The sequence below is a fragment of the Billgrantia hypersalina genome, from assembly GCF_052584175.1.
Map to the genome: position 1 here is coordinate 77,104 of NZ_JBMIQI010000020.1, position 21,271 is coordinate 98,374.

Genomic DNA, 21,271 nt, shown 5'->3' on the forward strand with positions numbered 1-21,271 from the left:
CCACCAGGGCGAAACGGCGGGGGAAGAGGCCGGGCGCCCCACTGGGGCCCCCGGCGCTAGCGGCTGGTCCTCAGCCGACGTGCTTCTTGCGGTTGTAGACGTTGAACTTGCCGGTCGGCGTGTTGAGGCCCTCGACGACCGCCTTCACTTCCAGGGTCTTGTCGTCAAAGACGACAATGGCGCCGTCTTCCTGGTGGCCTTCACCGCGTGCCCAGATGGAGACCCATACCTCGGTGCCGGTCTGGTCGTACTCCATGTGCACCGCCACGGCATCGTGCTCCAGGGGACGATCGGCGACATGAATCGGCGTCAGCTCACGGGTCTCCTTGTTCATGACCATGACCCACTGGTTGACGTCGGGCTCGGGGTGCATGGCCTGGTCGATCCAGACGTTGTCGGAATCGGGGTGCGTGCGCACGAAGAGCCCGGGGCCGTCGGTCTCGATCTGGTCGCAGATCTGCCAGGCCTGGTCGGGATGCCCTTCGGGATCGTTGCCCCAGAAGGTCAGCAGGCCTTCGCCCAGGTGGGTGGTACCGGCCACCGGGCCGCACTCGGGGTCGACCCAGTTGGCACCCGGGCCCGGGTGCGGCTTGATGCCGGTTTCCAGCATGCTGATCAACTTGCGCGTCTCGGTGTCGATGAACACCATCTTGTCGCTCATGTTGGCGGCGATCTGGAAGTAGCGACCGGTGGGATCGAAGAAGCCGTCGTGCAGGTACTCGGCGGTTTCCATCTGGTCGATGCGCAGGTTGTCGATGTCGCTGTAGTCGACCTGCCAGACCTGGCCGGATTCCTTGACGTTGACCAGGAAGGTGGGCGCATGCGGGGTGTTGTAGAGCGCCGCGACGCGGGCCTCGTTGCGGAAGTTGCCCTCGGTGTCGTAGCTGCGGGTCGAGACGACCTTGAGCGGCTCCATGGTTTCGGCATCGGCGATCACGAAGTGCGGCGGCCAGTAGGCGCCACCAATGACGTACTTGTCCTTCCACTCGCCGTAGTGGGACACCGCCACGTCGCGGGCGTCGTAGCCGATGAACACTTCGGCGGTGACCTGCGGCGGGTCCATCCACAGGTCGATCTTGGAAAGACGACCGTCACGGCCCTGGACGTACCAGAAGCGGCCGTCTGAGCTCTCCTTGGCCACGTGCACCGCATAGCCGGTCTCGACTTCGGTGACCAGCTCCTTGGTGTCGCCGTCGATGATGCCCATGGCGCCACGGTCACGCAGGATGGTGACCATGAAGTTTTCCCAGTTGAGATCGTGCTGGGGCTCGGTGGGAAGATCCTCGGGCGCGACGAAGACCTGCCAGCGCTCCTTCATGTCCGCCAACGACATTTCAGGCGGGTCGACCGGATCGTGCTGGATGTACTTCGAGATCAACGTGATGTCATCCGCGGAGAGGATGCCATCGAAGTTGTTCATGCCACCCTCGGTGCCCAGCGTGATGATGCTCTCCAGGCGACGCTGACCCAACTCCTGCGTGGTTTCGGGCAGCAAGTTCGGGCCGGTGGCGCCGTTGCGCAGGGTACCGTGGCAGCCGGCACAGCGCTGGAAGTAGATGGTGTTGGCGCGATCCATCTCCTCATCGCTCAGCTCCGGTGCTGCGGCGTGGGCGGTTCCGATCATGGCGGCCAGTGGGAAGCTGAGGGCGAAGATCCCCTTGCTCAATGCTCTCTTGTGCATAACGTGCCTCGCTTGGTTTCCCCTTCGGGTAGTGGCTGGCGGGTGCCCGACATGACCTTTTCTTCTGTGCTCAGCGACCATGACTCTCAGCCACCCCCCACCTGGGGCCAGTAGAGCAGCTTTGCCTTTCGGCTCACTTGACCATTGTCAATTGATGCATCCGAGAGTTGACTTATGTCACAACTGCTTCGAGAAAAAGCCGTGGCCCATTGGCGTGGGCCGCGGCGTGGCGTAGGAAGGTAGGGAAGCCGGCGGATCAGCGGCAGGGGCGCAGGCCGGCGGCGGAGACGCCGCAGCTCGGAAGGATGACAGCCGCCTCGTCGGCGGCATTGGCGAAGCGCCGCAGGCCGGCGATATCCTCGACATGAACGAAGTTGCGCTCGCAGCTGACACCGACCTCGCGCAGCCGCGCCAGCGCGCGCGAGAAGCTTTCGGGCTTCATGCCCAGCCGGCCGGCGATCAGCAACTTGTCGCAGGGCAGGCAGACGCTGACCGGGCCGTCCTCGTCGGGACACAGCGAGACGATGAAGGCCGCGAGGCGCTGGTAGGTGGGCTGCAACGTCAACTGGTCGAGCTGGCGCACCAGGGAGCGCAGCATGCCGGAAAGGTTGGCCAGCAAATTGAGCGCCAGGCCGTGGTTGCGTTCCAGGGTGGTAAGGAAGTGCTCGGCAGGAAAGACCAGCAGCCGGGCATCCTCGGCCACCGCCGCATTGACCGGAAATCCCAGCCGGTCGAACATCGCCGCCTCGGCAAAAGACTCACCACGGGTGAACAGCCCCACCATGCATTCATTGCCGTCGGGGCTCTCGCGGAACAGCTTGACCCAGCCACCGAGCACCACGTAAAAGCGATCCGCCAGCTCGCCCTTGCTGAACAGCAGCGTGCCTCGGCGGTAGCTGCGCTCCACGGCCCCCTCGGTCAGCAGCGCCAGGGTCTCCTGCTCCAGCCCGGCGAACAGCGGCACTTGACGAACGGCCTGCAGGGACTCGCGACTCAGCGGCGACTTCATGCGATACCTCCTTCTCTGTCTTGTCTCATTCGGCAGCCGCCGTCTGGTCCAACTGCTTCAGGTTGCCCTCGATCACCTCCGCCTCGGGCGATCCCTGTGGCAGCACCCCGAGCAGGCGCTCCCAATAGTCCCGCGCCGCGCTTTCGTCGGCCTGCTGGAGGGCCAGCGAGCCCGCCAGCCACAGCCCCTGGACGTGTTCGGGGTCGATGTCCAGGGCGCGCGCGATCAGGCGCTGGGGCTCGCCGGCCAGGCTGCCCTGGCGCTCGGCGATGACGTCCGCGTAGCGCGCCAACAGGTCGGGGTCACGGTCGCCACCGTGCACCATGGCCTCGCGGAAGGCGCGCTCGGCGGCTTCAAGATCCTTCAGGAAGGCCAAGGTACGCCCCAGCAGGACCCAGCTCTCGACATCGCCGGGTTCCTGGGCCAGGCGCCCCTGCAGCTGCTGCGCCAAGTGCTGGAATTCGCGCTGCAGGCCGGCTTCGGAGCGCGGTTCGGATTCGACCTCGAGTGGCGGTGGCGTACCCGCCGGTATCTGAGCGGCGAAGACGTCCTCGGCATGGCCGACCGTGAGGTAGAGCCCCGTGGCGAGGAACGGCAGCGCGGCCACACTGAGGCAGGCGGCGACCAGCGGGGCTCGCCGTACGCCGAGCCCCGCGGCGGCCCGCGGGTCGTCGGGGTCCACGGCACCGCTGTCGAGCAGTTCGCGCTCCAGGTCGGCCAGGGCGGTGTCGTACTGGGCCTGGGTCAGGGTGCCCGCCGCCAGGTCCTGGTCCAGCTCGCTCAACCTGTCCCGGTGCAGCGCCAGGGTGAGCGCCCGCGACGACTGTCCCTGCTCCCGGGGTGAGGTACGCAGCAGCGGATAGAGTACGAAGCCTAGCGCCAGGGCGCACAGGCCCATGGCCAGCAGCAGGAACAGTCCGTTCATGGTTGTCTCCCGGTGTCATCGCCCGTATGGAATCGGTCGAGCAAGGCGCGCTCCCGCGCGGTGAATTCGGGGTGCTGCGCCACCCTCGGACGGCCCGCGACGATGCGCCACCAACAGATGACGCCGAACACCAGCAGCAGCAAGGGGCTGGCCCAAAGCAGCGCGGTATTGGCCTGCAGCGGCGGCCGGTAACGCACGTAGTCGCCGTAGCGCTGGACCATGAACTCGACGATGGCCTCGGCGTCATGCCCGGCCAGGGTCATGTCGTAGACCCGACGACGCATGTCGGCGGCCAGCTCGGCATTGGATTCATGGATGGTTTCGCTCTGGCACACCGTGCAGCGCAGCTCGCGCACCAGCGAGTCGTACTGGCGCTGCTGGGCCTCGCTGGCGAACTCCAGCGGCTGTCCGATGGCCAATGCCATGGCCAGGCCCGCCGACAGCCACAGCGCGATGCCTGCCATGAGGGGGAGGATGCGTCGCGTCATGATTGCGCCACCCCCCTGCCTTCGCCGGCACGCTGCTCGGCGCGCAGTGTCTCGATCAGCGGCAGCACCTCGTCGAGCAGCAGCTGGCGCGTAAGTGGGCCGATGCGCTTGTAGCGAATCACGCCCTCGGCATCGAGCACGTAGGTTTCCGGCGTGGCGTAGACGCCCCAGTCGATACCGGCATCGCCCTGGGGGTCGTAGGCAATGGTGCGGTACGGATTGTCGCTGACGCTGAGGTAGCGCAGCGCCGAATCGCGCTCGTCACGGTAGTTGAAGGCGTGGATGGGAATGCCGCCTTGTGCCAGTTCCATCAGCAGCGGCTTCTCGGAGCGACAGGTGCTGCACCAGGTGGCCCAGACATTGACCAGGGCCACCTCGCCGATGAAGTCCTGCTCGGTGAGGGTAATACTGGCGTCCTGCAGCGATTCCAGCATGAATGGCGGGGCCGGCTTGCCGACCAGCGGCGAAGGCAGGTCACGGGAGTTCATGCCCAGGCCCACGAACAGCAGGCCGAGCAGGGCAATCGTGGCTACGAGCGGTATGATCAGGCGAAGTTTCATCAGCTTGTCACCTCCCGTGGCCGACCGGCGGCTGGTGCTTGCTGCGGGCGGGCATGGCGCTGCCTGGCCAGGCGATAGCGCTTGTCGGCGGCGGCCAGCAGGCCACCCAGGGCCAGCAGAATGGCACCGAACCACATCCACAGCATGTAGGGCTTGTAGTAGAGCCGGAAGCTCCAGGCGTCGCCCTCCAGCCGCTCGCCCAGCGAGACGTAGACATCGCGGGTGGCGGCACGATGCAGCGAGGCCTGGTTCATGGGCATCTGGGCATGGGTCTGGTAGTAGCGTCGCTGCGGCTGCAACACGGCGACCGAACGACCCTCCTTGGTCACCTCTACCACCGCCTGATCGGCTTCCCAGTTGGGGCCTTGCACGCGCTCCATGCGCAGCAGGGTAAAGTCGAAGTCTGCCGCCGAAGCACTCTGGCCCGGTGCCAGGCGCACGTCGCGCTCGACCTCGTAGGTGTTGACCATGGCGATCGCCACCACCACCAGTGCCAGCCCCATGTGGGCCAGGTGCATGCCCAGGAAGCTCGGGCGCGTCACCTTGCGCAACCGCGCTCGCAGCGGCTGCCGCGCCGACCCCATGCGCTTGTGGATATCCAGTAGCGCGGTCAACACGATCCAGATGGCCAGCATCAGGGCAAGCGATGTCATGGGATGCCAGGCGCCAAGCGCAAGTGGCCATACCCCGCCGGCCACCACGCTGACCGCGAGTGCCCAGCGCAGCTGGCGGAAGGTTTCGCCGGGGTTCGCCAGTTTCCACGTCACCGCCGGAGCGAGGCCGACGAGCAGCAGCAGCGGCAGCATCAGCGGGGCGAACACCGCGTCGAAGTAGGGCGGGCCCACCGAGATCTTGCCCAGGCCGAAGGCGTCCAGCGCCAGCGGATAGAGCGTGCCGATAAACACCGCCGCGCAGGCCACCGTCAGCAGCACGTTGTTGGCCAGCAGCAGCGACTCGCGCGAATACCAGGCGAAGGCGCCGCCGAGCCCCACCCGGGGCGCCCGCCAGGCGTAGAGCGTCAGCGAGCCAAGCAGGGTCAAGGTGAGCATGCCGAGAAGGAAGACGCCACGCTCCGGGTCGGTGGCGAAGGCGTGTACCGAGGTGATCACGCCCGAGCGCACGATGAAGGCGCCGAGCACGGTCAAGGCGAAGGTGATGATCGCCAGCATCAGGGTCCAGACCTTGAAACCGCCGCGCTTCTCGGTCACCGCCAGCGAGTGCATCAGCGCCGTGGCGGTGAGCCAGGGCAGGAAGGAGGCGTTCTCCACCGGATCCCAGAACCACCAGCCGCCCCAGCCCAGCTCGTAGTAGGCCCACCAGGCCCCCACCGCGATGCCCAGGGTGAGGAACACCCAGGCCACCGTGGTCCAGGGCCGCGACCAGCGCGCCCAGGCAGCATCAAGCCGGCCGCCGAGCAGCGCGGCAACGGCAAAGGCGAAGATCACCGCAGTGCCCACGTAGCCCATGTAGAGCAGCGGTGGGTGCAGGATCATGCCCGGGTCCTGCAGTAACGGGTTCATGCCGCGGCCGTCCATGGGGCCGGGGATGACTCGCTCGAAGGGGTTGGAGGTAAAGAGCGTGAAGGCGATGAAGCCCACGCCGACCATACCCAGCACGGCGAGGACACGCGCCAGCATCTCGCGGGGCAGCGATTGGCTGAAGCCGGCCACGGCCGCTCCCCAGGCTCCCAGGATCAGGACCCATAGCAGCAGCGAGCCCTCGTGCCCGCCCCAGACCGCCGTGACCTTGTAGATCAACGGCTGGCCGAGACTCGAGTGGCCGGCCACATAGCGCACCGTGAAGTCGCCGACGACGAAAGCCCAGGTCAGCACGGCAAACGAGAGCGCGAGAAAGACGAACTGGCCCGTCGCCAAGAAGCGGGCGCTGCGCATCAGGCGGGCATCGTCGAGCTGAACGCCGAGCAGCGGCAGCACGCTCTGGGCCAGCGCCAGGCACAGCGCCAGCACGAGGGCAAAGTTTCCGAGTTCCGCTATCATGGGCCGACACCTCACGCCTTCGCGGCACCGGCGCCGAGCGCGCCTGCCGGTCAGTGAATCCGGTTCGTGGCCGAGGCGATCAGGCTGATGAAAAAAGGCGACCTCGGCCGGCATGAGCGAATGGTCCGGCCGGCGCCGTAAAAAGACCATACCCCATACTTCTTTTCCCGAGCCGGGTGTGATCCATGTCAAACAATTCGGCGTGGCGGGATGTCGCGGCCCGGACCGAGCAGCGAATGCCTGACAAGAAGGGAAACTGAACGTAATCTAGGCACACCGTTTTTCTTGACGCCCCTCATCGCGAACAACAGGAGCCTTCCGTGCTGAAGCGAACCCTTATCTCCCTGCTCGCCGCCCTCGCCCTGCCGCTGGCTGCCGCCAACGCCAGCGCGGCAGACGTGGTGCTGCATACCAACCACGGCCCCATTGCCATCGAGCTGTTCCAGGAGCAAGCCCCCGAAAGCGTCAATAACTTCCTCACCTACGTGCAGGAGGGCCACTACGACGGGACCCTGTTCCATCGCGTGATCGACGGCTTCATGGTCCAGGGCGGCGGCTTCGATCAGGACTTCCGCCAGAAGCCGACCCGCGCGCCGATCACCAACGAGGCCGACAACGGCTTGCGCAACGAGCGCGGCACCCTGGCCATGGCGCGCACCGGCGACCCGCACTCGGCTACCTCGCAGTTCTTCATCAACGTCAATGACAACGGCTTCCTCAATCACCAGGGCACCCACTCCGGGCAGGCCTGGGGCTACGCGGTGTTCGGGCGCGTGGTGGAGGGCATGGACGTAGTCGACGCCATTAAGCGGGTGCCCACCGGCAACCGCGGCCCCTTCCAGGACGTGCCCCGCGAACCCGTGATTATCGAGCGCGCCGAAGTGCAGTGAGCACACCGCCGGCCAGACACAACGACGCCCCGTCTCTTTCGATGACGGGGCGTCGTCGTACTGGCGGCGGTCTCGAGCCGGCGCTGCGTTAGCGTCGCCGTATCAGCCAGCGGCGAAGGGCGTGAAGCACCAGCACCGCCGCGGCCGCGCCCAGGCTATTGGCCAGGATATCGGCCCAATCGCCGCCGCTGCGCCCGGGCACGGGAATCTGCAGGTATTCGATGCCAATGCCGAATAGCACCACGGCGATGAAACTGCGTGCCAGTGGTAACCCGGCCAGGCCGACCAGACCTGCCAGGCCGGCGTAACCCACGAAGTGGTTGAGCTTGTCCCACGGCAGGGAGCGGGGCATCTCGTCGCCCGGGGTCAGGCTGCCGACGGCAATCGCCACGGCCGCCAGAACGGCCACCACCGCCCACAGGCGGTGTTGCTTTCTATCCTCACCCCAGGCCAGCCGCCGCAGCCAGCCGGTATCAGGCATTCTGGTACTGGATGGCACGATGGTAGCGTGGGCTCAGCTCGTGCAACGCCTCCATGAAGGCGGTGACATTGTCGGGGTCGGTGAACTGGCTGATGCCGTGCCCCAGGTTGAACACGTGCCCCGGCCCGTGACCGTAGCTGTCGAGAACGCGCCCCACCTCGGCACGAATGGCCGCGGGGCGGGCGAACAGTACGTTGGGGTCCAGGTTGCCCTGCAGCGCTACCTTGTGGCCCACCCGGGCGCGAGCGTCGGAGAGCTCGGTGGTCCAGTCGATGCCCACGGCATCGGGGCCTGCCAGGGCGATGTCCTCGAGCCACTGGCCGCCGTTCTTGGTGAACAGGATCACCGGCACGCGCCGCCCGTCATGCTCGCGAATCAAGCCGGCGACAATCTGCTCCATGTAGCGCAGCGAGAACTCGAGATAGGCCGGGGTGGAGAGCGCGCCGCCCCAGGTATCGAAGATCTGCACCGCCTGGGCGCCGGCGCGGATCTGTGCATTGAGGTAATCGGTCACGGCGCCGGCCAGGATGTCGAGCAGATCGTGCATCACGCTGGGCGTGTCGTAGAGCATGGTCTTCACATGGCGGAAGTCCTTGCTCGAGCTGCCCTCCACCATATAGGTGGCCAGCGTCCAGGGGCTGCCCGAGAAGCCGATCAACGGCACCCGGCCGTTGAGTTCGCGGCGGATGGTCGACACCGCCCGCATCACGTAGTCGAGGTCGCGTTCGGCATCGGGCGCCGTGAGCGCCGCGACATCCTCGGCGCTGCGCACCGGCTTGCGGAACTTGGGCCCTTCACCCGTCTCGAAGTAGAGCCCCAGCCCCATGGCGTCGGGGATGGTGAGGATATCCGAGAACAGGATGGCGGCATCCAGCGGGTAACGCTCCAGCGGCTGCAGCGTCACTTCGCAGGCCAGGTCGTGGTTGCGGCACAGGTCCATGAAATTACCGGCTTCGGCGCGGGTGGCGCGGTACTCCGGCAGGTAGCGGCCGGCCTGGCGCATCATCCATACCGGGGTGCGGTCCACCGGTTGACGCATCAGGGCGCGCAGAAAACGATCGTTCTTGAGATCCATGCAGGCAGTCATCCACAGGAAATGTCGGCCCATTGTAGCGCATGATTTTTCGCGCGGCTTGACCTCGGCCAAGATCGGTGGCGCCGCACATTCGTGAGCCAGGCCGGCGTTCCTGCTAGAATGCGGGATTCACTTCCGGCATCGCCGTGGTCTTGACCGAGGTACCCCGTGACGATTCGATTCATCGCCGCCTCCCGGCTGCCCACCCCCTGGGCCACCTTCACCATGCACGGCTTCGAGGACGAGGCCACCGGCAAGGATCATATCGCCCTGACGCTGGGCGACGTGGCCGATGGCGAGCCGGTACTCGGCCGGGTGCATTCGGAGTGCCTGACCGGCGACGCGCTGTTCTCCATGCGCTGCGACTGCGGCTACCAGCTGCAGGAAGCGCTCAAGCGCATCGCCGACGAAGGCCGTGGCGTGCTGCTCTACCTGCGCCAGGAGGGCCGCGGCATCGGCCTGCTCAACAAGATCCGCGCCTACCACCTCCAGGACCAGGGCGCCGATACCGTGGAAGCCAACGAGCAGCTCGGCTTCGGCGCCGACTTGCGCCGCTACGACCTCTGCGTGCCCATGCTCGAGCACCTGGGCATTCACGGCCTGCGGCTGATGACCAACAACCCGCGCAAGGTCGATGCCCTGGCCAAAGAAGGCATCATCATTGCGGAACGCGTACCGCTGACCACGGGTCTCAATCCTCATAACGAGCAATATCTCTCCACCAAGGCCGGCAAGCTTGGCCACATGATGGCGCTGGGCGATTTCACCCAAGCCGGCGACGTGGATATCGAACGCAAGCCCTGAGCGACAAGGCATCGGGGCGCTCCTGACGGAAACAGCCCATGCCCTACCGCGACCCCACAGCCGGACATCGCCGCCACCTCATCGAGGAACTGCTCAACAGCATCAGCCACGGCATCGGCGCGGCGCTGAGCCTGGCCGGGGTGATCGTGTTGCTGGTGCTGGCCAGCATGGCCGTACATGTCGATCCCTGGAAGATCGTCGGCATCAGCCTCTACGGCGTGACCCTGGTGCTGCTCTATACCGCCTCGACCCTCTACCACGGCGTGCGTCATCCGCGGCTCAAGCGCGTATTCCGGCAACTGGATCACTGCGCCATTTACCTGCTGATCGCCGGCACCTACACGCCCTTCCTGCTGGTCAACATGCGCAGTCCCACCGGCTGGACGCTGTTCGCCATCGTCTGGAGCCTGGCGCTCGCCGGCATCGCCTGCAAGCTGGCCTGGCCGCACCGCTTCAGCGTGTTGCGCGTCGCAATCTACCTGATCATGGGCTGGATGATCGTCTTTGCCAGCGGCGAGATGAGCGCCAGCCTGCCCGCCGCCGGCATCGCCCTGCTGGCTGCCGGTGGCATCACTTACACCCTGGGCGTGGTCTTCTTCGCCATCAGCGCGATTCCCTTCAACCATGCCATCTGGCACCTGTTCGTGCTCGGCGGCAGCACCTGCCACTACTTCGCGGTCTATGCCGCGGTGTTGCCGTTCGGTACCTGAGCGCCACCAGGCACAGCCCCCTCACGGGGGTCTACCCCGCGCCTCTTCCCTTCCCCTGGGCCCCTCCAGGGAGATGGCGTTCCGCCGACACCCCTCCCTGCCCGGCCTGTTCGTAAGATATTTCCTACAAAACGCATCGACTATTTCTTACGCGGTGCTTGCCACAAGTTAACGTCGGAAGCCCCTTCGCTTGGCAAAGTAGAGGCGTACTGAGCACGGAGGCTCAGCCAGGGATGACCGAGTCAGGAGGACTCACTATCCAAGGATGCTCGAGCGGAAGGATGCTCGAGGTGGAGGTAAGGAAGCGAAGATCCAGCCCGGCCGCAAGGCCGGGCTTTTCGTTTCCGCGCCACCGGCTGAGCCAAGGCCATGCGCCTACGTGCTGTGTCGGCAATCTCTTACACGTTTCGATATCCCAGGTTAATTCGTTCCCGGCTCAGGTCTGCCACCATACACACATCGGGCGACGGAACGCCCTACAGGGAAGACCGAGCAAACGGATTGCTCAGAACCAAGGATGCTTGGGCAGGAAGCCCAAGGGTAGTCAGATAGGGAAGCATCGATAAAGAACCCGGCCCCAGTGGCCGGGTTTTTTATGGCTTGTGGGTTGCCCGACCGACCAGATCATTGAGAGACGACCTCTCTTACAGACATTGTCGGCAATCTCCTACACGGGAATTTACACAGGTTATGTCGTGACCCGCTCAGGGCTGTCATCCTACACGCAACGGGCTACGGAGAGCCCTACAGGGAAGACCGAGCAAAGGGATTGCTCAGAACCAAGGATGCTTGGGCAGGAAGCCCAAGGGTAGTTGGATAAGGAAGCGTCGATGAGAAAGCCCGGCCCCAGCGGCCGGGCTTTTTTTGGTATCAGTCTAGGCATGGCTCTTTAAGGTGAACCCTGAGGCCTGCCCTGACTGTTTTTTCCGCCCCTGGAATTTCCCATAACAGCGGGGATAGGGCCTTCCCCGTAGCGACACTGAGGATATCCGACATATCTCCCGACATCTCTGTCAGCGGCACTGTATCCCCCACGCTACCGCCGAGGCTGACACTCAATGCCCGCCCTGAAAAGGATCTTTTTCCGCCCCGCTGCGCGATTTCAGGCAACAGGGGGCCAAGGCCTTCTTGGTGAAGGCCTGGTGATGACTCAATGACTACGCCTTAGCGCATATGCTGGCTCTGGTTTTCCTCGCGCACTCTACGCACCTCGGCGGACAGGCGTACCAGCTCCTCACCGGGCTTGGCCCACGGCTCCTTGGGTAGGGGCTTGGACAACTCTTCCAATTTCGCCGGACGCAGCTTGGGGCGGCTCTTCTTCAACCGCTTGGCCTCCCACTCCGTCAAGTAGCCGGTAAGGCTCCATAGCTCGATGACATGTAGGCATACCAGAAGAAAGTAAAGATGGGGCCAACTTCGCCGTTGGCCCTGCGCTCGTGGATCCGGCGACGTGCATTGCGCAGCGTATGCACGCCTTCCCAAGGTGGGTCGTCCGAATTAATCCACCGCAAAGGCACCATCCGAGTCGACATCTAGCTTGCATTCACGGTAAGGGGTGTTAGGAAGCTTCTCTCGAAGGAAATCGATGCGCTCATCGAATTCTTTCTTGTGGCAATAGAGTGTCTTGTAGGCTTGATAGCTAAAACCGTCTTCGTTGTGGTAGGTAAAGCGCAAGCCGATAACAGACCGCTCCCGCCATACGGCGATTTCCTCGGCATTCTTCCAATCAATTTCATAGTGCTGATCGTCACGCACCATCGACCGGTAGTTTTCCGACGTGCCCATCAGCGCGGCGGCAATCCCGATACCGACGGGGCCGATAGCGGCAATGAGAAAGGCCGGATCGATGAATACCAAGAAAAGCACCACCACGCCCGAGCCGATGGCAGTCGATGTCATCATTGGCTTGACCGAATCGATCTGGGGTTTCCAGGAAAATACCTCAATGCGCTTGTCGGTAAGACGGTAGACGATAATGGCGGTCTGGTGAGTCATACTCATGGTAATGAGTACGCCAAACAAAAAAACCCCACCGCCAGCAAGAGCTCTACCTAGTATCGATTCAATCCCCCACCCAAATGCAAACCATAAGCCAGCTACCATAGAGATGGCGGTCATAACCACCAAGAGTAAGTTAGCTGCAAGCACATAGTAATTTCGAGCGCGAATCTGCCATGCTATCAAAGCCGCCTCATCGGCATGCTTCCATGGCAGCTGCGCCACATAGTCCTGCTTGGGTTGGATAAACCACATGATCGTCATCTTCTCCTAGGGGATCGGCACGGTCAGCTCGACGGTGGCCGAGGAGCACAACCCACGATATCGGTCATCGACCTCTACCTCGTACCGGCCTCGCCTTGGCTCGGCCTTGTACAAGGTAAAACTGAGCCCACCGCTGCTATTGCCATACACGGCGTCGTCATAGGTTACCTTGAAAAGGAAGGGCTGGCCGTCCGGCAGTTGATCGGCAGACAGCCAGGCTTACCACCCCGCAGCAAGCCTAATCGACCGCAAAGGCACCATCCGAGTCGACATCTAGCTTGCATTCACGGTAAGGCGTGTTGGGAAGCTTCTCACGAAGAAAATCGATGCGCTCATCGAGTTCTTTCTTGTGGCAATAGAGTGTCTTGTAGGCTTGATAGCTAAAGCCGTCTTCGTTGTGGTAGGTGAAGCGCAAGCCGATAACAGACCGCTCCCGCCATACGGCAATTTCCTCGGCGTTCTTCCAATCGATTTCATAGTGCTGATCGTCACGCACCAATGATCGATAATTTTTCGACGTGCCCATCAGCGCGGCGGCAATCCCGATACCGACGGGGCCGATAGCGGCAATGAGAAAGGCCGGATCGATGAATACCAGAAAGAGCACCACCACGCCGGAGCCAATGGCCGTCCAGGTCATCACCTGGTTTGACCGAATCGATCTGGGGTTTCCAGGAAAACACTTCGATGCGCTTATCGGAAAGGCGGTAGACGATAATGGCAGTTTGGTGTGTCATACTCATGGTAATGAGCACGCAAAAAAGAAACATTCCCCCCCTCCTAATAGAGAGGGGAGTAATTTTTCTTCAGCCATGAACAATAAAAACCCGACAATCAAGCACACAAACAACATAATAAAAAAAAGCACATTGGCAACAAAGGTATTGTAGTTCCTTGTGCGTATCTGCCACGTCATTAGGGTCTGCTCACCAGCACATTTCCATGGCATCTGCACCACATAGTCCTGCTTGGGTTGGATAAACCACATGATCGTCATCTTCTCCTAAGAGGTAGGCACGGTCAGCTCAATGATGGCCGAGGAGCACAACCCACGGTACCGGTCATCGACCTCTACCTCGTACTTACCCCACCTTGGCTCGGCCTTGTAAAAGGTGAAGCTGAGCCCACCACTGCTATCGCCATACACGGCTTCGTCATAGGTTACCTCGAAAAGGAAGGGCTGGCCGTCCGGTAGTTGATCGGCCGACAGCCAGGCTTGCCACACCGCAGCAAGCCTAATCCACCGCAAAGGCTCCATCCGAGTCGACATCTAGCTTGCATTCACGGTAAGGGGTGTTGGGAAGCTTCTCTCGAAGGAAATCGATGCGCTCATCGAGTTCTTTCTTGTGGCAATAAAGCGTCTTGTAAGCTTGATAGCTAAAGCCGTCTTCGTTGTGGTAAGTGAAGCGCAAGCCGATGACAGCCCGCTCCCGCCATACGGCGATTTCCTCAGCATTCTTCCAATCGATCTCATAGTGCTGATCGTCACGCACCAATGATCGATAATTTTTCGACGTGCCCATCAGCGCGGCGCCGATACCTATACCGACGGGACCGATAGCGGCAATGAGGAAGGCCGGATCGATGAATACCAGAAAAAGCACCACCACGCCGGAGCCAATGGCCGTCCAAGTCATCACCGGCTTGACCGAATCGATCTGGGGCTTCCACGAAAACACCTCAATACGCTTATCGGTAAGACGGTAGACGATAATGGCAGTTTGGTGAGTCATGCTCATGGTGATAAGAATGCAGAAGGTGAACATCCCCCCCCCCCATAGAAGAGAAGCCAGCAGAGAGTCTTCTCCAGCATGTGAAAGCAAATAGCCCGCTCCGAGCGAAATCGCCAGCATCACTACGAAAAGTATATTCGCAGGCAAGGTGTAATAATTTCTCGTACGTATTTGCCATGCCTCCAAAGCCGCCTCATCGGTATGCTTCCATGGCATCTGCGCCACATAGTCCTGCTTGGGTTGAATGAACCACATGATCGTCATCGTCTCCTAAGAGGTCGGCACGGTCAGCGCGACGGTGGCCGAGGAGCATAACCCACGGTATCGGTCATCGACTTCCACCTCGTGCCGGCCTCGCCTCGGCTCGGCCTTGTAGAAAGTAAAACTGAGCCCACCGCTGATATCGCCATACACGGCTTCGTCATAGGTTACCTTGAAAAGAAAGGGCTGGCCGTCGGGCAGCTGATCGGCAGACAGCCAGGCTTGCCACACCCGCAGCGGGTCACCCTCGAGGTAGGTTGCGGCTTCAGGTAATTCCCGATTGATCTCGGTGGCAGGGCGCTCAGTAAAACTATCCGACGGTGCCCAGAAGCCTCCCATAGCGCTCTGGGAAACCGAGACTTTTTCGCCGCCCAGGACGGCTGGCAGGGCCAGTTGAACCCAGTAGCCCTGCAGCGTTTCCACCCTTCTGCCAGGCGAGAACTGAGAAGACGTTCGAGACACATCGAACTCGGTCCTGACAACCGGCGTCAGTTTGAGCGAGGGAGCAAGAAGAGCTTCATTGAGCGCACGCAGTTCCGCGGCCCGATCGGCATCGCTATCGGACCACTTGTTGGCCTTGCCCCAGGTACTTTGGTAAAGCCATAGACGAACGCCCTCTCGTCGATAGTGCTCGGCCAGCATGGAAGCAATCAGATAGCCAACGCTTAAAGCCAGAAGGGCCCAGCTGGCCCAAGGAGCCAAAATCCAGCCAAAAGCAAACCAGCGACCTAGCAGCGCCCCACCTAGCTGAGCACTACCAATCACAGACATACTCACTGTCGCACCGAGTTTTGCCCACAGGGCATTTTTTTCCTCCGAGCTAGTGGTTCGACTGGTTTGTTGCCAAATCTGCCATGACTCAACTCCCGCCCCGATAGCAGCAAAAACGGCCATACCCGCGACACGGCTGGATAGCTTGGCGGCGATTCGTGCCGCGCTGGCCTGCCCGGCAGCTTGCCACCTGGCTACACCTACCCCGGTTATGCTTCTCGTAGTCCCACGCAGCGAGGCCGTCTGATTGGCATGCCGCTGCCAATAGGGCATGACCCATAGCGCCATGACCGCGGCAGTGGCGTAGCTGGCCTGGCTGGCGAGCTTTTCCAGGTCGGCCTGGTTCATGCCATCCCGCTGGGCGTTGCGAACGCTGTCGGCCACGTTTACCAGGTTGAGCGCGGCGATAAGCAGCGGCAATCCACCGATTCCTCGGCTCTCCATCCACTGAGCCATGCGCTGACGAGCCGCCACGGCACTACCTGCACCATGCTGCATTCTAAGGCGATGCTGCTCGCGTAGCTCTTCGAAGCCCAGTGTGGCGAGCGGTGCCGCAGCGCCTTGAGCAGGGCCTGCGGTAAAGCGCTTCGGCTCTTGCAGTGCCAGGGCCTGATAGTCGTTTTCGAGCGAGCTCAGCGTGCGAAATACCTCGGCACGCCGGCCAGACGACATAGGTGCACGTAGCAACAGCTGCTGGGCCTTGATCTGCACCGACAGGCGGAGCATACCGGCACGCCAATGGCGCTGCTGGGCCAAGGCCCCGTCGTTGCGTTGCAAGAAAGTGCCCTGATTATCGGGATGAACGAAGGCCGCCAACATGGCAATCGAAGCCCCCCTGGCAATTTGCTGAGCAGCCACCTGAGCCCCAGCGCCTGCGGCAGGCAACGCCTGATAGGCAAGCGCCTCCCAAGCTTGCCTGCCGGCGCCGGCTGCCACCTTCTGCAAGGTGGCAAAGGTGTCTTGCACAGGCTGGGCCAATGCCAGGAATAGTGCCGATTCCTGCACGTGCTCCAACCTCAGCACGGTATCGACATGACCGGCAAAGCCGGCCACATCGCTTGGCATGACGCCAAGCCCGCCAGCGCCATCCGCTCCTCCCTCTAGCCACTGCAGAGCGATACCATCAAAGGCCGCAGCCAACGTGGGGGAGAAGTTGAAAGGTCCGGTACCGATCAGGCTGTCGCGCTCCCGGAAGGTCCCGGTGAGCCATTGCCGGCCTTGTGCAGTGGCCCCCAGGGCTTCACTGACCAGAGCGGCGAACTCCAATAAAGTCTGCGATTGTGCTTCGTCGCAAAGATCGAAGCAGAGACTCTCACCATCGGTGGGCAGTCTCCCGAGCCAGACTATGACGTCCTCAAGACTGGCTTGAACATGGGCTTGCAACCGTTCCAGCCGCGGCTGCTCAGTGTTGATGAAATTTACCACGCCGGCGTAGTCGACATCGTCTCGCCAACGCCGTTTGCTACGCCATGCGTCCCGAGCATCGCGACTCGGCGGCTCGATGCCCATGGCAGCCAGATTGGAGTCGATGGCAGCGATGCATTCCTCATGCTGGCGCTGCAACGAAGAGCCAGCGCGACCGAAGGGAGAGCCTCGGTTCATTGCGGTGGAGAACTCTTGCGCCTCCTGCGCTTCCAAACGCTGCTGGAGAAGTCGTTGAGCCTGACGGTACCTCTCAGGGTCGTCGCGAACCGCCTCCGGTAGGTCGCTGTCGTCAGGACCGCACAGTGCCTGGGTCACCTGGGCTGTTTCCAGCTTGTGCCCATGCTCGTCGAGGAAAGCTTCCAGCTCCGCTTCTCGGCCTAACAGCGCCATGATCAGATCGTTGACGATGCCTAGATCGTCATCCAGCGCGACGAAGAGCGCTTCGTCATGACGCTCCACTTGAGCCAGTACGCTGTCCTGGGTGATTTCCGGCCTGACGGAGAGGACTTCGTAGAGAGTGTCATCCTCCTCCCCCATATCCCCTTCACGCTCGGACGTCGAGACGGTGGTCGTGGTGAACCCATCGACGGCGCCGTTGGGTGTGATATCCGCCACATGCTCGGCAAGCTGGGTGATGGGGCCAATATGGGCGGGAAAGGCGCCACCCGGCTGCGCCGTGCCTGTCAATGCGGCCAGCAGGTCGACGGATCGCATCACGCGCTGACGCACCTGCGCATCGGCAAGCATGTAGGCCTGGATACGTTCGGTCCATTGCACCGGGGAATAGGCCAGGGCAAGCCGCGCCTGGGTGGAATAGGTCAAATGGGGTTGCCCGCCGAAGGTGGCGCCTTCGACCCGATGCTCATCGATGCGCTGCTCGCCCTCTTCCTCGACCCAGACGTACACCCAACCGTCACGGAGTTGGCGCAGTGTGTAGCTGCAAGTCTGAAGCCCAGGATAATCCGGGCCCTGCCAGGGTGATGTCAGGGGATGCGGTGCCGGCTCGCCGGCCTGCCTCGGCGCTTCATCGATGGCGTAGCGAACGGGAAAGATAGCGACATCGAGCAGTAGCGGACACATGCCACTGCCCAGCGGTGACTCATCGAAGCGAGCGTCGCGTTGTTGGCACTGCACGTCCCTGTCAGTCATGAGAAACCTCGTTTACGGATATTGTTTGTGAGTTCGCTTTGCACTGCAGAGCCACGGCCTCAGGCGTACGGCTCCAAGCGTCCAGCGCATAAAGGCGCTCCTGCCGCGGTAGCGGCTCATTCTGTTCGGTGCAGGCAACCCAATGCCGATAAAGACCGTCATTGGCACTCATGAAGCCCTCGCCCCAATGCAGGCTCAGGTCGAGCCAGATGGCTATCTGCCGCTCGGTCGAGGCTCCCCACGCCATCGCATCGTCGATACGCGCATCCATCCACTGCCCCCGACCTTCGGCAGGCAACGCCTGCCAGGTTTGGCTGGCATTGGCCTGGAAGTGCTCGGTCAGACGCGCCTTGAACTGCCAACGTGTCACCGCTTCAAGCGCCGCAAGCTGAGGCGCGCCCATGAAGCTCTTCAGTGGAGACTCATCGTACTCGCCGAACCGGGAACTCTCGTCGGGCAGGAAGGCATTCCAGATAAGGACCGAGTCCGCAGCCCAGCTAAGCGGCCATTCCGCTACCCACCAGGTTCGAATGGGCCCCATGACGTCAGCCGGCACCGCATTGCCATAGCTGGCCAACCAATGGCGTGTCACCAGAGGGTCGGCAAAGCGCAGCAGCTTTTCCTGGCCCGCCGCTTCGAGCGTTACGAACTGGCGCAGATGCTCGGCCAATTCCGTGCTGCTCACATCGCTGTGCAGCCATGTCAGAGCCCGTGGCCACTCGCCTTGAGTTTCGCGCAGTACTTCATCTCGCAGCCCCGCGCCCTGCAGGCGCACCAGAATGGGCCCTTGTTCTGCCAACGACGCCCAGCGGGTTGTCAGATACAGCGGCTCGATATCGGCGATATCGTCCCGGTCGTATAGGCGCACAAAAGCTCGGGGATAGCGTACGCCGTCTACCAGCGCATGGGTGACTTCCCGTAAATCGCCCATTTCAGCGGCCTCTTTACCCATTGGCCGCTTCTTCGCAGATTTCACAGCTGGCCGGGGCCTTGAGCAGGGCCTTGAGCTGAGCCGGGCGATTGATCGGGGCGACGATCTCATGCATTTCCCCCACCGCCTCCCTCGGCAGGGCCGGCCCCTGGGCGGCCTGGCCTGAGCCGGAGCCGGGGCTGCCTCCGGAGTTGATCTTGACCTGGGCGCCAACAATGGTGACCCCGCTGGGGTCGAGCTTGACGAAGCTGCCGCCGGCCTTGAGGGTGATCTCGGCGCCGGCTTCGATCACCACCTTCATCCCCGCCTTGTGGTGGATCTCCTGACCGGCTTCGACCAGTTGGGCGCGGCCGTACTTCTCATGCCGGCTGGCGTCGACGATGAGGTGGTCGTCGCCGTCGATCTGGGTGTGGCAGCTTCTATGCACCGTCAGGTGGTCGTCGGCATGAATCTCACCGATACGGTCGTGGTGCACGGTGAGGAAGCTGTCGTTGCCGATCTCTTCGGTGCGGTCGTTGTGGGTCAGCAGCTCCAGGTCTTTCTGGGCGTGCAGCCAGATCTGCTCCTGGCCGGCCTCGTCCTCGAAGCGCAGCTCGTTGAAGCCGTCGCCCTTGTGGCTCTGGGTGCGGATGACGGTGCGGGTCTTGTGCGCCGGAAGCTCGTAGGGCGGCGTATTCACCGCATGGTAGGTACGCCCGGTGATCAGCGGCTGATCGGGGTCGCCCTCAAGGAACGAGACGATCACCTCATGGCCGATCCGGGGGATGGCGATGCTACCGTAGCCGCCGCCGGCCCAGCCCTGGCTGACACGCACCCAGGCGCTGGCCGTTTCGTTGGGTTCGGCATAGCGATCCCAGGGGAACTGCACCTTGACCCGGCCGTGCTCGTCGCAGTAGATCTCTTCGCCCTCGGGGCCGACCACGAAGGCGACCTGGGGGCCGTCGACGCGGGGCTTGGGGTTGGGCTTGGGCTGGGGGCGCCAGGCCTGATCGGCGGGGGTCAGGATCAGTTCGTTGTGATAGCGAGTCATCTGCCCCATGCCCACCGCATCCCCTTGCGTGATGCCATCCTCTTCCAGCGCCTGGGGCTGGCTGCCGCGGTGCGTGACCTTCACCACCTGCCAGTCGCGGTTGAGCTCGCTGAGATCGTGATCGGTGAGGGTGAAGCGGATGCCGGGGGCGAGTTCGGGCAGGTCGCTCTCGGCGCCGCAGGTCAGGGCGTCGTTGCGCAGGTGTTCCAGGCGGATGCGGGTGAAGGCGTCGCCGGAGGCGTCGGCCTTGTAGCGGCCGGGGTAGTCGTAGTGTTCGTAGTCGTCCCGTTGAGCGTGTTCTTCCAGACCGCCTGCGGCGTGTTCGTGTAGCTGCGCATAGGCCGGGTTCTTGAACGAGTAGTCCTTGAGCGTGACCGAGGCCGGGGCGACCCGGGCGAGCTGTTCGAGCTTGCGCACGTGGCGGCTCGGCGGGGTGCCGCCGGCGCGACCGTGGTAGCTGCGCTCGCCCAGATGGGGCAGCGCCTGGGGCGCATCGGCGAACACCAGGCGGTGGGTGCCGTTCGGCGCGTCTTCGAACTCGTGGAAGTAGAACAGCCCCTCTTCCGCGGCCAGGCGCTCGACGAAGGCGAGGTCGGTTTCGCGGTACTGAACGCAGTACTCCCGCTCGACGGGTTCGCGGGTGGCGGCGAAGGCCACGTCGGTGAGGCTTCGCTCGTCGCACAGTGTGTTGATGACCGTGAGCGGCGAGACCTCCTGGAAGATGCGCGAGTTGTGTCGCAGGCCCAGGCGCCACAGCGCCGGGCGGGCCAACAGTGAGTAGAGCGTGCGGCGGTGGCCGCGGTCGCCGCGACCGAACTCGGTAACCACGGCATGCACCCGGCGCAGTACTTCGCCGTCCTGCCAGATCGTCAGGCTCACCGGACGATCGAGCAGTGCGGTGGCGGAAAGGCTGCCGTCGCGGCTGGCGAAACGCACCTTGAGGGTGAAGGGCTGGGAGAGCGCCTCTTCCAGAGAGAAATCGACCACGGCCAATTCGGCGCTGTCGGCTCCGGCGAGCTGCAAAGTAAACTGTAACCCATTCATATTTAGCGTCCCGTATGTGAGCTCCACCGAGCCAGAAGCCATGCT

Annotated in this window: 19 protein-coding genes; 3 read left to right on the plus strand and 16 right to left on the minus strand. The window is 63.0% G+C overall.

Annotation, left to right across the window (positions count from 1 at the left end; translation table 11 throughout):
• Positions 1-70 precede the first annotated feature (70 nt).
• The 6 genes from ACOJCM_RS19145 to ACOJCM_RS19170 form a co-directional block, all read right to left on the minus strand.
• Positions 71-1,681: a cytochrome D1 domain-containing protein gene (locus ACOJCM_RS19145; protein WP_445213681.1), complete on the minus strand. Its 1,611-nt coding sequence runs from the start codon at positions 1,679-1,681 to the stop codon at positions 71-73.
• A gap of 256 nt (positions 1,682-1,937) precedes the next feature.
• Positions 1,938-2,690 (minus strand): Crp/Fnr family transcriptional regulator, encoded by a 753-nt coding sequence (locus ACOJCM_RS19150; RefSeq protein WP_445213682.1) that lies wholly within the window; start codon positions 2,688-2,690, stop codon positions 1,938-1,940.
• A gap of 25 nt (positions 2,691-2,715) precedes the next feature.
• Positions 2,716-3,615 (minus strand): c-type cytochrome biogenesis protein CcmI, encoded by a 900-nt coding sequence (ccmI, locus tag ACOJCM_RS19155; protein WP_445213683.1) that lies wholly within the window; start codon positions 3,613-3,615, stop codon positions 2,716-2,718.
• On the minus strand, positions 3,612-4,103 hold the full coding sequence (locus tag ACOJCM_RS19160; protein WP_445213684.1) for a cytochrome c-type biogenesis protein: 492 nt from the start codon (positions 4,101-4,103) through the stop codon (positions 3,612-3,614). The genes ccmI and ACOJCM_RS19160 overlap by 4 nt, the downstream gene beginning before the upstream one ends.
• On the minus strand, positions 4,100-4,663 hold the full coding sequence (locus ACOJCM_RS19165) for a DsbE family thiol:disulfide interchange protein (RefSeq protein ID WP_445213685.1): 564 nt from the start codon (positions 4,661-4,663) through the stop codon (positions 4,100-4,102). The genes ACOJCM_RS19160 and ACOJCM_RS19165 overlap by 4 nt, the downstream gene beginning before the upstream one ends.
• Entirely contained in the window at positions 4,663-6,660 is a 1,998-nt protein-coding gene (locus tag ACOJCM_RS19170; RefSeq protein ID WP_445213686.1) for a heme lyase CcmF/NrfE family subunit, read from the minus strand. The genes ACOJCM_RS19165 and ACOJCM_RS19170 overlap by 1 nt, the downstream gene beginning before the upstream one ends.
• A 338-nt stretch (positions 6,661-6,998) precedes the next feature.
• Between ACOJCM_RS19170 and ACOJCM_RS19175 the strand changes: the two genes are divergently transcribed.
• The gene (locus ACOJCM_RS19175; protein ID WP_445213772.1) at positions 6,999-7,550 is read left to right on the plus strand and encodes a peptidylprolyl isomerase; all 552 of its coding nucleotides are present in this window, start codon (positions 6,999-7,001) and stop codon (positions 7,548-7,550) included.
• 88 nt (positions 7,551-7,638) lie between these two features.
• Here ACOJCM_RS19175 and ACOJCM_RS19180 read toward each other — a convergent pair whose 3' ends face one another.
• Both ACOJCM_RS19180 and hemE read right to left on the minus strand, forming a co-directional pair.
• The gene (locus tag ACOJCM_RS19180; protein ID WP_445213687.1) at positions 7,639-8,031 is read right to left on the minus strand and encodes a VanZ family protein; all 393 of its coding nucleotides are present in this window, start codon (positions 8,029-8,031) and stop codon (positions 7,639-7,641) included.
• The gene (gene hemE, locus ACOJCM_RS19185; RefSeq protein WP_445213688.1) at positions 8,024-9,106 is read right to left on the minus strand and encodes a uroporphyrinogen decarboxylase; all 1,083 of its coding nucleotides are present in this window, start codon (positions 9,104-9,106) and stop codon (positions 8,024-8,026) included. Before hemE ends, ACOJCM_RS19180 begins: the two co-directional genes overlap by 8 nt.
• Before the next feature lie 168 nt (positions 9,107-9,274).
• Here hemE and ribA point away from each other — a divergent pair, with 168 nt between their 5' ends.
• Positions 9,275-9,910 (plus strand): GTP cyclohydrolase II, encoded by a 636-nt coding sequence (gene ribA, locus ACOJCM_RS19190; protein WP_445213689.1) that lies wholly within the window; start codon positions 9,275-9,277, stop codon positions 9,908-9,910.
• A gap of 38 nt (positions 9,911-9,948) precedes the next feature.
• Positions 9,949-10,620, plus strand: coding sequence for a PAQR family membrane homeostasis protein TrhA (gene trhA, locus ACOJCM_RS19195; protein WP_445213690.1), 672 nt, complete (start codon positions 9,949-9,951; stop codon positions 10,618-10,620).
• A 1,164-nt stretch (positions 10,621-11,784) separates the two neighbouring features.
• Here the strand turns inward: trhA and ACOJCM_RS19200 are convergent.
• From ACOJCM_RS19200 to ACOJCM_RS19235, 8 genes are all read right to left on the minus strand, one after another.
• On the minus strand, positions 11,785-11,967 hold the full coding sequence (locus ACOJCM_RS19200; protein ID WP_445213691.1) for a hypothetical protein: 183 nt from the start codon (positions 11,965-11,967) through the stop codon (positions 11,785-11,787).
• Between the two features lie 150 nt (positions 11,968-12,117).
• Complete coding sequence (locus ACOJCM_RS19205; protein WP_445213692.1) at positions 12,118-12,882, minus strand: hypothetical protein; 765 nt, start codon at positions 12,880-12,882, stop codon at positions 12,118-12,120.
• 238 nt (positions 12,883-13,120) lie between these two features.
• Positions 13,121-13,522 carry a hypothetical protein gene (locus tag ACOJCM_RS19210; protein WP_445213693.1) on the minus strand — a complete coding sequence of 134 codons (402 nt, stop codon included), beginning with the start codon at positions 13,520-13,522 and terminating at the stop codon, positions 13,121-13,123.
• A 99-nt stretch (positions 13,523-13,621) separates the two neighbouring features.
• Positions 13,622-13,879 carry a hypothetical protein gene (locus tag ACOJCM_RS19215; RefSeq protein WP_445213694.1) on the minus strand — a complete coding sequence of 86 codons (258 nt, stop codon included), beginning with the start codon at positions 13,877-13,879 and terminating at the stop codon, positions 13,622-13,624.
• Between the two features lie 238 nt (positions 13,880-14,117).
• Positions 14,118-14,879 (minus strand): hypothetical protein, encoded by a 762-nt coding sequence (locus ACOJCM_RS19220; protein WP_445213695.1) that lies wholly within the window; start codon positions 14,877-14,879, stop codon positions 14,118-14,120.
• A gap of 6 nt (positions 14,880-14,885) precedes the next feature.
• The gene (locus ACOJCM_RS19225) at positions 14,886-18,221 is read right to left on the minus strand and encodes a T6SS effector BTH_I2691 family protein (protein WP_445213696.1); all 3,336 of its coding nucleotides are present in this window, start codon (positions 18,219-18,221) and stop codon (positions 14,886-14,888) included.
• A complete protein-coding gene (locus ACOJCM_RS19230) occupies positions 18,214-19,173 on the minus strand; it encodes a DUF4123 domain-containing protein (RefSeq protein WP_445213697.1) in 960 nt (319 codons plus the stop codon). The genes ACOJCM_RS19225 and ACOJCM_RS19230 overlap by 8 nt, the downstream gene beginning before the upstream one ends.
• Positions 19,166-21,226, minus strand: coding sequence for a type VI secretion system Vgr family protein (locus ACOJCM_RS19235; RefSeq protein ID WP_445213698.1), 2,061 nt, complete (start codon positions 21,224-21,226; stop codon positions 19,166-19,168). The genes ACOJCM_RS19230 and ACOJCM_RS19235 overlap by 8 nt, the downstream gene beginning before the upstream one ends.
• Positions 21,227-21,271 lie beyond the last annotated feature (45 nt).